General features: G+C 49.0%; 12 protein-coding genes. 2 read left to right on the forward strand and 10 right to left on the reverse strand.

Annotation, left to right across the window (positions count from 1 at the left end; all coding sequences use genetic code 11):
* Both ATHL_RS07380 and ATHL_RS07385 read right to left on the reverse strand, forming a co-directional pair.
* Positions 1 to 2,019 (reverse strand): YfhO family protein, encoded by a 2,019-nt coding sequence (locus ATHL_RS07380; RefSeq protein WP_162787637.1) that lies wholly within the window; start codon positions 2,017 to 2,019, stop codon positions 1 to 3.
* A 141-nt stretch (positions 2,020 to 2,160) separates the two neighbouring features.
* Complete coding sequence (locus ATHL_RS07385; RefSeq protein WP_062191627.1) at positions 2,161 to 3,678, reverse strand: hypothetical protein; 1,518 nt, start codon at positions 3,676 to 3,678, stop codon at positions 2,161 to 2,163.
* 98 nt (positions 3,679 to 3,776) lie between these two features.
* Between ATHL_RS07385 and ATHL_RS07390 the strand changes: the two genes are divergently transcribed.
* Entirely contained in the window at positions 3,777 to 4,478 is a 702-nt protein-coding gene (locus ATHL_RS07390) for a zinc ribbon domain-containing protein (protein WP_062191629.1), read from the forward strand.
* 9 nt (positions 4,479 to 4,487) lie between these two features.
* Positions 4,488 to 7,010, forward strand: a complete 2,523-nt coding sequence (locus tag ATHL_RS07395) for a HEAT repeat domain-containing protein (protein WP_062191631.1) — start codon at positions 4,488 to 4,490, stop codon at positions 7,008 to 7,010.
* Positions 7,011 to 7,059: 49 nt separating this feature from the next.
* Here ATHL_RS07395 and ATHL_RS07400 read toward each other — a convergent pair whose 3' ends face one another.
* The 8 genes from ATHL_RS07400 to ATHL_RS07435 are packed head-to-tail and all read right to left on the reverse strand — an operon-like array spanning position 7,060 to position 12,582.
* Complete coding sequence (locus tag ATHL_RS07400; protein WP_062191632.1) at positions 7,060 to 7,377, reverse strand: DUF167 family protein; 318 nt, start codon at positions 7,375 to 7,377, stop codon at positions 7,060 to 7,062.
* Positions 7,378 to 7,382: 5 nt separating this feature from the next.
* Positions 7,383 to 7,646, reverse strand: a complete 264-nt coding sequence (locus tag ATHL_RS07405; protein WP_062191634.1) for a YggT family protein — start codon at positions 7,644 to 7,646, stop codon at positions 7,383 to 7,385.
* A gap of 8 nt (positions 7,647 to 7,654) precedes the next feature.
* Positions 7,655 to 8,395 (reverse strand): YggS family pyridoxal phosphate-dependent enzyme, encoded by a 741-nt coding sequence (locus tag ATHL_RS07410; RefSeq protein ID WP_062191635.1) that lies wholly within the window; start codon positions 8,393 to 8,395, stop codon positions 7,655 to 7,657.
* 9 nt (positions 8,396 to 8,404) lie between these two features.
* Entirely contained in the window at positions 8,405 to 9,199 is a 795-nt protein-coding gene (pgeF, locus tag ATHL_RS07415) for a peptidoglycan editing factor PgeF (RefSeq protein WP_062191638.1), read from the reverse strand.
* A 6-nt stretch (positions 9,200 to 9,205) separates the two neighbouring features.
* A complete protein-coding gene (locus ATHL_RS07420; protein WP_062191640.1) occupies positions 9,206 to 10,204 on the reverse strand; it encodes a DUF2085 domain-containing protein in 999 nt (332 codons plus the stop codon).
* Complete coding sequence (locus tag ATHL_RS07425; RefSeq protein WP_062191643.1) at positions 10,201 to 10,746, reverse strand: TlpA family protein disulfide reductase; 546 nt, start codon at positions 10,744 to 10,746, stop codon at positions 10,201 to 10,203. The genes ATHL_RS07420 and ATHL_RS07425 overlap by 4 nt, the downstream gene beginning before the upstream one ends.
* A 3-nt stretch (positions 10,747 to 10,749) precedes the next feature.
* On the reverse strand, positions 10,750 to 11,466 hold the full coding sequence (locus tag ATHL_RS07430) for a cytochrome c biogenesis CcdA family protein (protein ID WP_062191645.1): 717 nt from the start codon (positions 11,464 to 11,466) through the stop codon (positions 10,750 to 10,752).
* A 12-nt stretch (positions 11,467 to 11,478) separates the two neighbouring features.
* Complete coding sequence (locus tag ATHL_RS07435) at positions 11,479 to 12,582, reverse strand: L,D-transpeptidase (protein ID WP_062191648.1); 1,104 nt, start codon at positions 12,580 to 12,582, stop codon at positions 11,479 to 11,481.
* Positions 12,583 to 12,588: the final 6 nt, after the last annotated feature.

Below are 12,588 nucleotides of genomic sequence, written 5' to 3' on the forward strand. Positions count from 1 at the left end.
CTAACTTTCTCTTTTCCTGATTACGAGTTTTCTCATCCAAAGGATTCCCGTAATAAGTAATGTAATCAGACTTATACTCATCCCAGTAAAAAAGGAGAGAGGTGTAAACTGAAAAACCACTTCATGCTCTCCGGCAGGTAAAACAACCCCCCGGAAAACCCCGTATACCGGAACCACCTCAGACGAATGACCATCCACGCTGACTCGCCACCCAGGATAATAGATCTCTGACAGTACCAGAAGGCCAGGTCCCTGGGCGTCAAGAATGATACGATTGGCACGTATAGATTTTAGTGCAGGTATCGAGAGAATACCCTCTCCCAGGCTGGTCATTTCACTCTGAACCCAGCTGCGCGGGAGAGCATTTAGATTTTTATACAAATAGGTTGTTTGAAATCTACCCACCAGTCGCAACCCACTCTCACCCAGTGGAAATTCTGTTGCCAGAAAACATACATTCAAATAACCTAAACGCCGAGAGTCTGGCTTTGATAAAATCTGATCGGTCGCAGGCTCTCCATTCCGGAACGGCGGAAGAGTCACGCTATATCCCTCATTTTCATATCCTCCCGCCCGTTCCATAAAAAAGCTATACGCACCCAGCTGAAGGGGGTCAACCCCATCTGCCAGTTGGAGATCGTAATAGGCCGCTGTCTGTTGCGGCAGGCTGTAGGATGGGGAATACACCCGAAAAGGCCCTTCTTTCCCGCACCCTTCTCGTGAAATGATCTCTGCGATGGTTGCTTTTTCTTTGACCACCTTTTCCGCTGGCAATCGATAATTGCTTAATGCATTTACCCCCCAAAGGTCTATCGCCATCCAGATGAAAATCCAGAAGATCCACCACCGATGTGTCGCATTCACACCCTTGCGGCCAAGAACCAGCCAGACAAACACCCCCAGGAATCCCAGAGCACCCCAGGCCAATCGCAGCGGAAATACTTTACTAAACGCCCAGACTGGAGGAATCAGGGCCAGAATTAAGAAGCCCAGGCCCAAAACTACCAGTAAAGGATTAAATTTGGGCAACCTTCCCAAAAAATCCGGATTAGCCCAGAGCATTTCAAGGCCATAACTGGCCATAACAATCCAGCAAAAATCCGCCACGATCAACCACCTTGAGGGCACTCGTAACAGATTCAGCCCCGGCAGTTGAGTTAACCAGGTATATCCAGGAAGATGCTCCCCGAAGGACAGAAGGGTGAACAGCACCAACCCTGCCCCCCAGAACAGAATACGCTTGCGAAACCCGGATGACCAAAGCCCGATCATTCCCAGGCTTAACACCACTGAACCTACATACACCACCCATTCCGGGGTTCCACCCATTTCAGGAACAACCAGACCTATTAATCGCTCCGGCGGCAGCGACATCACCAGCCTATCTTCAATGGTCATCTGAGCCCGTGTGGAAAGTGGGAGAAATTCCGCCAGTGGAACGATTAAAACAGCTCCAATTCCTGCAGCAATTGCCAGATTCATGACTCCCCTGAGCCCCTGATGAATCAGACCCATTCCTGTAATCAGCCGGCCCACCCGCATCAATCCATATCCAATCCAAAGTAATCCCGCCACAGGCAACATACGCGGGTCTGCCAGAATAATCATTCCAGAGATTATTCCCGGGAAGACTGGAAACCTGCTTCTAAGATGGAAGGCGCTCCGATGGGCAACTAACAACCATGGAATCCAGCCGGAGGCGTAAAGGAGGGTCAGGTGACCTGCCCCAAAGTGTGCCCATAATCTGGGCATTGCCTCCCACGCCATGGCACCGAAGGTACTGGCTACATGGCTTACCCCCTCTCCCCGGAGGAATCGATACATTCCAACTCCTCCCAGGATCAAGTGAAGCGCAACCAGTAAATTAAGCCCTGCAGGCAATGGAAAAAGCAAAGCCAACCAACCCGGTGGGTAGTGTAAACCAGAGAGAGGATTGGCTGTTAACGGAAAACCCCCCAGGATCGCGTCTGACCAGAGTGGAATTTCACCTTTCTGGGTCACCCCTTTTTGAATTGTCAACGCATTAGGATAATGGGTGATAGCCATATCGGAAAAGTGAGATCCAGCCGTGAAAAAGAAACTGTTTAGAAAAGGCAACAGTAGAAAGAGTGGTAACCCAAAGACACAAAAAAGGGATAACTTCTGAAATTTCATGAACACTCAAGGCTGATATATTTGAATTTTTCCAATTGAATCTACAAGGGTAAACTCATCGGGTAGTTCTATTAACCCATAACTGGTTTCTCGAGGGCCTAGAAGAACAATGGCCACATGGTTTGCTTCTACAAAGGCCTTCATTGCTTCTGAGGAAAGCCGGCCCGAATAAAATGCCTCAACTTCTTTACGGGCACGGTCAGCATTCACACTTTCAAAGGGATGGCCGTAAACCACCCTGCGCCCTGTTCTGGCAGGAATAAAAACCCCCATCTCCGGACTGGCCAGTACCACGGCTTGCTGTTCAGTATGATGAGTGATCCAATTCAACACTGAAACCTCATCCCTTGATAAAAACAGTGAAGCATCGTGAGAAGCAATGGGCCTAAAAAGAGATAAAAGAATGAACAGATTGGTCAGGATAGATAGAAACCAGATAACTGGCCAACCCCAGCGGTTAAACGCCGACATTTTTTTTGCGACCACCGTCATCCCGGCCACCGCAAGGCCGGTGACAGGGAGATAATAGCCGGTCATAAACCTTCGTTGTAAGGAAAAGGGAAGATAGATCAATACCCAGCCAACCACTGCCCAAATAGTGAGTACCTTCATAGAGGGCTGTGCTTTCCATGTCCAAACCGCTCCCGCTATGGCCAGAAGAATCGCCGGGGCAAACGAGATGAACCCATCCCACACAGGAGGCGTCAGGGTGATGTTTTGCCGGTTCCATAGATCGAGTAAAGGGTCGGAGTGTATGGTAATAAATTGATATCCCAGTACAATAGCCCCCGGTAAAAGAATGATTGAATTCCTTAATAAAACATCCCGCTTTACTCTCGGAAATCCGATCAAGGCAGCTGCCATCATGGGTAATGCCGCTATCACAACACCGAACGGTTGAACACCCCCAAGCAACGCCACCAATCCGGCAGAAAGCCAGAAATTACCCGGCCGATCTCTCAGGCTAAGATAAACAACCCAGAGAATCAAGGCCAGCCCTAAAGGAAAATGGGGATTGACAAACATGGAAAGGAAGGGGTAGGCCTCCGCGATCCAGAAATCACCCGTTAACCCAAAGCCCGCAATGGCACTCAGCCAGCCCAGCCCTCCTCCAACTAAGGCAAGAGAATAAGCCCGGTAGACTTCCCCAGGCCGATCAGGAAAACACCCCTCGAAAAATTTCCATAAAGTAAACATTAAGAAAGCACTGGCAAGGACCCTGGCTGCATGAAAAACAATGATCAGCGATAAATGCAACCACCGGGCAAGCTTTCCTAAGAAGATGTAAAACAAAAAAAGATAAGCCCCCTTTCCAGGAAGAGGGGAATAAAGCAAATCAAATTTCCATGCTCCCGACCATCCTATCTGCATCTTGGCTAGATAGCTATTGCCATCCAGTGGATTAAGCAAGAAACCAGCAAATTCATATTGCTCCCCCCCGGCCCGGAAAGCCAGGTAAAAGGGTAAATTCATGATCACCAGTACCAGAAATGCCAGCCCAATTGGCTTGATTTTAGATTTCATAGGCTCATATTCAGTATACTTGATATAAAAATAGCGGACAAATATCCAGCCCCGGTGATTTACTTGCTTCTAATCCTGTCTCCATCTATAATTTTGGTATGAACCAGGCAGGATACCTGTATCGACTCCAAATCGTTGATTCTCAACTAGATCAAATCCATACTCGTCTGAACCAAATTGAGCGGATAATCCAGGAAGACCAGCGCCTCTCCCAGGCGAAACAATCTCTTGAAGAAGCTGCCCATGCCAAAGAAATTTCCCGTCAGGCGCTTCGCAGCATCGAATACACGGTTGCAGAACAACAAATTAAAATCGAACAAACCGAATCAACGCTTTACTCAGGCCGGGTGAAAAATCCAAAGGAATTACAGGACCTTCAGCTTGAATTAAATACTCTGAAGAAACTTCTAAAAACCCTGGAAGACCGGCAATTAGATGCCATGATTCAATTCGAGGAAGCTGAAAGCATCCTCACCACTGCCAAGGCCGCCTTCGAACGTACTCAGGCTCAAGTGATTGAAGAAAAAGCCGGGCTGATGGGAGAAAAAGACCAGTTATTGGCACGAGAAAAGAACCTGGAAGCTGAGCGACAGGCTATCTTACCTTCAATAGCCCCCGAAAATTACCAGATGTATCTTCAACTCCGTCAGCAGAAAAACGGAATTGCTGTGAGTAAAGTAGAAGAAGAGGCCTGTTCTGCTTGTGGCGCACCTATCCGGCCATCTGAAGCTCAGAGCGCGCGTCTCCAGTCGCGGCTTTTCTATTGCGCCTCCTGCGGGCGTATTCTTTATGCAGGATAAACTACAGTTATGCCCAGGCTTCCAACCTCCCTCGATCAGGTATCATTCTGGTTAGGTTTTATCGCAGCAACGCTCTTCTGGTGGTTGCTTGGAAGAATAAGGCCTCTCTATCCCGCTCTACGCGACCGGGTTGTACATCTGATTCGGTATATCCGTGAGCGAAACCTGAGCGGAGCCAATCTATACCTTCGTAAACAGGCGATTCAAAAGGCTCAACACTGGCATGTAGCATCAAGCCTCTTCTCCCTGGACGAACTTTTAATTCAACCCTGGCTGCTGGCACCTCCTGTCCATTCCGGCCCCGGCAATCCGCCACAACCCGAGACGATCTCTGAACAGGTGATTCCCTATCTTCCGGATTGGCCTGAAATTCCATCCCGTTTGGGATATCCCCGGCTGACCCTCGCCGAAGCCCTGAGCGCCGGGAGTGTAATTGCAGTCATTGGTCAACCAGGAAGCGGAAAGACCGTCTGCCTGGCTCATCTGGCCTGTCAGGTGGCCCGACGCGAGACTGCGTCAGGGATTTTAATGGATTATGCTCCCTTTCTTCTTCACGGGCTGGATTTAACCATAGAAGAAAGCGAAAAGGATCTCCTTGCTCCTTTTTACCGCGCATTCTCAAGCCACGCACCGCTTTACCTCCAGGGGCAGATTAAACGGCTGATCATCGAGCGCTTTCGCGAAGGCCATGCACTGATTTTGCTTGATGGCCTGGATGAACTTAATCAGGATCAGAAACGATCGGTAGTTCAGTACCTCAAATTAATCCTCGATCGTTATCCTGGAAATCGGATGGCCGTGTCATCCGCTCCTGAATGGATCGATGGGTTATCCGATCTCAATGCCATTCCATTAGCTATTGTCCCCTGGTCGAAACAAGAATACCGTGAGTTTCTCCAAAAATGGAGTTTGGCCTGGGAAAAATATATTGCCCCACAGGTGGCCCGACAAACCTCAGTCCACACGATACCTAATAATCTACTGGACAACTGGTTGGTCTCTGAAACCGGCTTTTTTACCCCTCTGGAATGGACGTTAAAAATATGGGGGGCTTATTCCGGTGACATCCAGGGTCCAACACGAATCGGTGCTATTGAGTCATACCTTAATCGCTTCGTGGGGGGACTGGTGACGCGTCCCATCCTTGAAAAGCTTGCCCATGAATTTGTTTCCCACGGAGTCTCCGCGCTGAAGTTCAACGATCTTGACCGACTTCTCACCGAACAAACTGGTCCCAGACAACCCACAGTTTTATCTCAGGAACAGGAAACATCTGAGGATAGATTGAGACATTCTTCGCGACGAGGCAAAAAAAGAGACCTCATACTATCCACAGGGGAACAGATCCTGGAGACACTGATCAACGCAGGCCTTCTTGCAGAACATGCTGGCGAATGGGTACGCTTTACATCTCTTGCTTTTGCGGGAATTTTATCCGCCACTCAGGTCACAGTTGAAGAACTCGGAAAGTTGCTTGAGGAAGCTCACTGGCCTTTGTACCAGAGCACACTTCATTACCTTGCCGCCCGAAGCAATGAAGCAGCCTGGATGAGCGACTTTATCGAGCGTGATTCGTCACCCATAGTAAGCCGAATCACTCTGGCAAGCCGCTGGCTGGCCGATGCAGCTCCCGGAGCCTCATGGCGGCCACAACTTTTCCGCACCATGGTTAACTTGATCCAGGATGCATCTTTGCCCCTGGGGTTACGGGCACGGCTAATCGCAGGCTTTACCTGTTCAGGTGACCCTTCACTTCAACGTTTCTTCCGACAACTCTTTTCCTCCCCGTCTCCAGAGACTCGCCGTCTCAGTCTGCTTGGTGCAGGAGCTTTGGGAGATCCTTCTCTGGTAGATGCTTTGATACCTCTTCTTGGTGATCCCGAGGAACCCGTCAGGCTAGCAGCCTGCCTCGCACTGGGGGGCATCAATAACGATAAAGCCATTCACACGCTTGCAGAGGTTTTAATAAAAGGGGATGAAAACATGCGCCAGGCAGCTGCAGAAACCCTGGCCATACTACCCGAAAGCGGTTACGAAATCATTAAAGAAGCCGCAACCCTCGATGATATCCTCACCCGCCGGGCGGCGGTCTTTGGATTGATGCGGATCCGAACTACCTGGGCCAAACAAACCCTGGAAACCATGGCCATCGAAGACAGCCAGTGGGTGGTGCGAAATGCGGCCACCCAGGCCCTCGAAACCCTTCAAACCAGTGACCCTCACATACCCCAACCTTTACCCAGGCCATGGGAATGTGGATGGTTAATTGCTTTTGCTGCCAGGCATGGATCAGGCGTCCTCCCCAATGCCCCGGCACACAATTTAATTCACCAGGTTTTGACCACAGGATCGCCGGAAGAACAACAAGCAGCTCTGGAATATGCCAGAACGATTGTAGACGATCAGATCATTCTGGATGTCTACACCATGTTCTTCAGCGGAGATCAAATCATCGCAGAGGCTGCTTTACAAACCATCTGGTACTGGGCGATCAGTGGGATTCCACTCCCTCAACCCCATAAAGTATTGTGATTTAACCTTACACCAGCGCTGATAGATCTTACTCTGAGGTAATACATCCTTACTTGTGAGACATCTGTGCCAGAACCTGTTCCTGCACTTGCTCAGCGGTTAACCCTAATACAGTGATCAGTTTTTCAGAGCTTTGAATACCTGCAACAATTTCCAAAGGGTGCGTTGCTCCCCCAAAAATTCCGTCAAGAAAAGCAAGAAGGGCTTGATTGACTCGCTCCGGATTCTTTTCGGTAAGCCTTATTTCGATTAAACCATTTTCCCGAATGGCATGAATCTCGTTCCTGTTGGCATTCTGGATCACTCGTACCGTAATAGCCGCACCGGCCTGACCATCATGAAAACGGAGGGTTTTATTTTTCCTCATCTTTATCACCTGATCAATGAAACCAGCGAAACCAGAAGAGAGACCACAACCTGGATCAATAGAATCAATACTAGAGGAGAAAAATCGAATCCACACATCGCTGGCAGGACACGCCGAATAGGCGCATATAAAGGATTAAGAATCCGGCCAAAAGCCTCTCGAACAGGATGATATGGCGAGAGAATAAACGAAAGTACCGCATCAATAATTATTGCCAAAGTGAGAACTCGCCCGATCGTTTCAATGATAATGACCAGGAATGTGCCCATATCACTCCTTAAGATGAAAGATTCTTGGCTGGTCGTGGCCCCAGAACGGCGGTCCCGACACGTATTAAGGTGGCGCCTTCTTCGACGGCAACCGGATAATCCATACTCGTTCCCATGGATACAACTGAAAAATCTACTCCATGAAACCGTTTGGCCAGGAAGTCTCGCAATTTGATAAGACGGGTAAAATAAGGGCGAGATTGTTCTGGGTGCTCCATGAGCGGGGGCATGGTCATCAGCCCCTTTACTCTGAGATGAGGAAGGGTCAGAATTTTTTCCACATCTGGAAGCACCCCCTCCCACAACTCCTCTCGGGAAACATCCCAACCCGATTTACTCGCCTCACCCCCAACATTAAATTCCAGAAGAACCGGTAGAACCTTACCAGCGTCTGCAAGCCGTTTTTCAAGTTTAAGCGCCAGATCGACCCCATCCAGAGATTCAAGCATCTGAAACCATTCTACAACGATAGGAATCTTCCGACTCTGCAAGTGTCCAATCATGTGCCATTCTACAGCAAATTCATCCTTTAACCCCAGAATTTTCGGTAACGTCTCTTCTGGGTAATTCTCCCCAAGGATCTTTGCGCCAGCAAGTAAGGTGTCCCGAACCACATCGATTGGTTGGGCTTTTGTCACCACTACAATTTGCACCTCATCTGGATTGCGTCCGGCCCGCTTTGCAGCAGCTTCAATCTCATTTCGAACCCGGTTGAGATTATTCCTTATCTGTTCAACGCGTTGTTCCATGCATGCCCCTCACTGTCTGAGCGCCAGTACGGCACCAAACCTGCCGGTCTTCCCCTGTTCTCCCCGGTGAGAATACCATCGTTCTGGATCTTCAACAGTGCAAATTCCAGACACTTGAATATGGTCGTTTTGTAAACCACACTCAAGTAAAATTTGTAGATTGGCTTGCCATAAATCAAAATGAGCCTTGCCATTATCCGTGTGAGACAGCAAACCGTCACTCTCCTGAAACTTTGTTCTCACCCGTTCAATCACCTCTTCACCCACTTCATAATGCTTTTGACAGATGGATGGCCCAATCCCCGCCAGAAGATCCTGCGTTTTTGTCCCATAATACTCTTTCATGCGCGACACAGCATGTTGCACCACATGGGAAACAGTGCCCTGCCATCCTGCATGAACAAGGGCAATTGCCCGGTGAATGGGATCATAAAGAAAAATAGGGACACAATCGGCGAATAACATCAGTAAAGCGACCTCTGGATGATCGGTCATCATGGCATCCGCCTTCTGGTGAGGTTCACCAGGAAGGCGCGGCGACCGGGTAGCGATCACATTCGTGCCATGTACCTGCCAGACATCAAAAAACCATGCCTTTTGCAAACCTAGCGCTTGCTGAATCCGGCGCCGGTTTTCTAGTACATTCTCCCGTGAATCCCCCACTGAAGTAGCCATATTCAACGAAGCCCACGGATGCGGACTAATCCCTCCTTTTCGCGTCACCACAGCCTGAATCAGGCTCTTTTCCTCAGCAAAGAGATCAAAAAAATACCATTCTATCGCATCCTTCTGGTTGAACGGCATAATCGTTTAATTTTCCTTTGTCGCCAGTTGTTCTACCGTGGCCATTTTACGGGTAATAATCCGGCGAGTTTCCAGCATCGTTTCTTCAATCATGGGGTACAAATACCAGGCAGTCATCACTCCAAACAGCGATCCTGTCAGTGTTCTTAAAAGAGGAGTGCTCTCTCGGACAGGCAACCAGGCCGGTACATTTCCAATAATTCCTGGAAGCTGCGAGAATCCATCCAGAGCAATTGGCCCCAGACCAATCACAACCCAGAGATACCAGGGCAGGGGCTTAATTCTCCTTCCCGATAATGCAAACCCGATCCCAAAGATGAGCATCGCCCCATAAATGGCCACATCTCGCTGGCAGAGAGCCACTTTATAGCCTAATTGGGCGTTCCCGATAAACCATCGATCGTTGAAAATGTCAATCTGTTCTTCATGAGTGGCCTGCTCGTAAGATATGACCCCTTCCATCCCGGCAAGTTGGCGTGGATAAAATGCCTGCTCCCCATATAAGAACCAGGATCGAAATGGCAGTTGATGGCACACCACCGAGTAAATGCGATAAATAAGGTTCGCGGTAGAAACAGCTCCATTCCGTACAAGTACTGGTGCCAGAAAGGGCAACCCTACGTAAATGAAAATGAGAATATTAAAAACATGAATGTAATTTTTACTGATCCAGAGTGATAATCGATCTCCACCGGTTAAAGTCTGCCCGCGCGCCACCCGATCCCGGTAGCCTTTATCTCCGATTTTCTCCAGCTGTGTGACCCTGTCGGTAGCGGCCCCCAGTGCAACGCGCAACCGTTGAGCGGTGAGTTCCCCTTCCAATTGGTAAGGGCCAATTTGAAGCAAAGGTACCCGCGCCTCAAAAGCTTTCTTTAAGGCGCGATCGCGATTGATATCGATCTCAATAACTCGATGTGGGAACTCTCTTTCCAGTTCGTTCAGGAGTGCCTTAACTGCCTGGCAGGCAGAGTCTTGCCCATTACAATACAGAGTGACAGTGATCATGGTGTAACTTTCAAAATCGCCAAATACTTTTTAAGCAGGTCTTCATCCAGTTGCCCAATATGGCGGGCACGTAAAATACCCTGACCATCGATAAAAAATGTACTGGGGTAACTATCGATGTAGTATAAATCTGAAATCTCTCCTTTGGGGTCTAGCCAGATGGGAAAAGTTATTTTATTCTCAGCGACAAAATTTTGCACGGTCACAGCGTCTTCTCCATAATTTACTCCAACTACTGTGACCTGATCTCTATATTCTCTGGAATACTTCTCGAAAAGTGGCATTTCTTCCCGGCATGGAGGACACCAGGTTGCCCAGAAGTTCAACACTACCGGTTTCCCTTTCAAATCTGAGAGCCTGACTGTTCTCCGGTCAAGCCCGGTGAGTGAAAAGTCAGCCATTGGCTCACCAGTAGTGGGCGGCAGGGGACGTTTATTCCCCGGATCTCTATGAAGCGATAAAAACAGAAGAAAACCTCCCAGGATCAACCCCAGGAACAATCCACCTGCGAGGATGAAGACGCTGCGTAATCGAGGATTCATCCCTTAAAGCCCAAGATCAACGAAAAACCCAAACCGACCCAGCGTATTAAATGTGCCCATGAATAACATTGCACCAACAATGATCAGCACCACGCCCATCGCAACTTCAACCCAATGCATTACTTTTCCATACCGGCGTAGAATCTGTGTTACCCATCCAATCCCCAGAGCGGCGATAAGAAACGGAATAGCCAGGCCAGCCGAATATGCCGAAAGGAGTTGGACTCCCTTAAGTACCGATCCGCCATTCAAAGCTAAAGTTAAAATAGCGCCCAACACCGGGCCCACGCACGGCGACCAACCTGCTGAGAAAAACACTCCCATTAAGGCTGAAGAAAGATAACTCCGGGATCGATCTTCCCTGCTTCGCGGCCGCAAATCATATTCAAGAAATGAAAGCCGGATAATCCCGGTCATGTGCAGCCCAAAAATGATAACCAGAACACCCCCGATTTTTGCCAACCAGGTACGCACATCATAAAGAATTCCCCCCAGAAAAGAAACGGCTACCCCGAGGGAAATAAAAACCACGCTAAACCCCACCACAAAGGCAACACCATGGGCCAGGGTTTCCAGGCGCTTCTCACCACCCTCGGCCCTCTTTGCTGCCAGCGAACGCCCGCTCAGATAACCGATATATACCGGCACCAGGGAAAAAACACAGGGAGAAAGGAAAGAAGCCATTCCAGCCAGAAACGCTAAACCTAAAGAGACGTCCATCTTGCTTCCCTTCTATTCCACTACTTCCACAACCGTACCTACCGGCGGCCATTCTTTAGAGACATCCAGCTCCCCAGGGTAAACCGGAACATACGGATAGCTCCACCGAAAGACCCATTTTGCATCATCCGGTGCAACATTAATGCATCCGTGAGAACGCGGAATTCCAAAGTCATTATGCCAGTACGTGGAATGCACAGCAACCCCTTCGCCGGTGATAAAACACGTCCACGGCACGGCAGTATAATCACCGGTTGTCTGACCGCTCATATGTAGCGACATCAGTTTTCGGTAGATCGGATGTGGCCCCAGAGGTGTAGACCATTTATCTACGGCATTCCCATAAGCGTCAAATTTCGCCCCGGTAGAAACCCGGGCAAAATAAACTTCCCGTCCATCTTCATAACATGACAGCGTTTGCCGGGTGACGTTAACTACAATTTTTTTATTTTCCACCTCTTCACTCAGAGGCTTCATTTCTTCAACAGTGATGGGACGAAAAGCTTCGGCGGATGCCCAGAAAATATCGCCATACGTGCCGTATTTTTGGTTGATGCGATATAAAGGTGTTCCGGTCGAGCCAATTTTCAGGTCGTCAATCCAGACCACCTGGCTGTAATACAAACGAGGATATTGGGCATTCTTCAAAGAAGGCGTACGAATGGGCGGATTAGCGATGATGATATCCACATATGGAACGGTTACCTCTGCCCACATGCCCCTTTCCCCATTGACAACAGGAAGCTCATCCACAACCTTGTTCGGGCGGTTATATACAGGTTGTAATCGGGGCGAGTAGATATATCCATCCGGTGTTTCGACCCAGCGCCGGCTGCCATATCCGGGAGAATTTCCAACCACCTCCCGTAACCAGACTACAACCGCGTCATCATAAATCTCTTTGGTTGTAGCCGCATTTGGATCGGGTTTAACCCGAATGTTTACTTTACCGAGGCACACGCGCCCGTATTTACCATTTTCTTCCCAGCCAGAGGCTATCTGACTCCAGTATTTCCAGGGAGTCATAGCCAGCGTGCCCATAGCTGCTACAGAGAATTTCAAAAACTGACGTCGTGTCAGCCCTCTTTCTGGAAGTTCCATATCTTTTCCCATCATTCCATT

It is taken from the genome of Anaerolinea thermolimosa (assembly GCF_001050195.2).
Classification (GTDB): Bacteria; Chloroflexota; Anaerolineae; order Anaerolineales; family Anaerolineaceae; genus Anaerolinea; species Anaerolinea thermolimosa.

Bases quoted from the DNA above. Each gene is read 5' to 3' on its own strand.
- ATHL_RS07430 (WP_062191645.1), bottom strand. From the start codon at position 11,466: ATGGACGTCTCTTTAGGTTTAGCGTTTCTGGCTGGAATGGCTTCTTTC.
- pgeF (WP_062191638.1), bottom strand. From the start codon at position 9,199: ATGCCGTTCAACCAGAAGGATGCGATAGAATGGTATTTTTTTGATCTC.
- ATHL_RS07390 (WP_062191629.1), top strand. From the start codon at position 3,777: ATGAACCAGGCAGGATACCTGTATCGACTCCAAATCGTTGATTCTCAA.
- ATHL_RS07400 (WP_062191632.1), bottom strand. From the start codon at position 7,377: ATGAGGAAAAATAAAACCCTCCGTTTTCATGATGGTCAGGCCGGTGCG.
- ATHL_RS07410 (WP_062191635.1), bottom strand. From the start codon at position 8,395: ATGGAACAACGCGTTGAACAGATAAGGAATAATCTCAACCGGGTTCGA.
- ATHL_RS07435 (WP_062191648.1), bottom strand. From the start codon at position 12,582: ATGATGGGAAAAGATATGGAACTTCCAGAAAGAGGGCTGACACGACGT.
- ATHL_RS07395 (WP_062191631.1), top strand. From the start codon at position 4,488: ATGCCCAGGCTTCCAACCTCCCTCGATCAGGTATCATTCTGGTTAGGT.
- ATHL_RS07405 (WP_062191634.1), bottom strand. From the start codon at position 7,646: ATGGGCACATTCCTGGTCATTATCATTGAAACGATCGGGCGAGTTCTC.
- ATHL_RS07385 (WP_062191627.1), bottom strand. From the start codon at position 3,678: ATGAAATCTAAAATCAAGCCAATTGGGCTGGCATTTCTGGTACTGGTG.
- ATHL_RS07425 (WP_062191643.1), bottom strand. From the start codon at position 10,746: ATGAATCCTCGATTACGCAGCGTCTTCATCCTCGCAGGTGGATTGTTC.
- ATHL_RS07420 (WP_062191640.1), bottom strand. From the start codon at position 10,204: ATGATCACTGTCACTCTGTATTGTAATGGGCAAGACTCTGCCTGCCAG.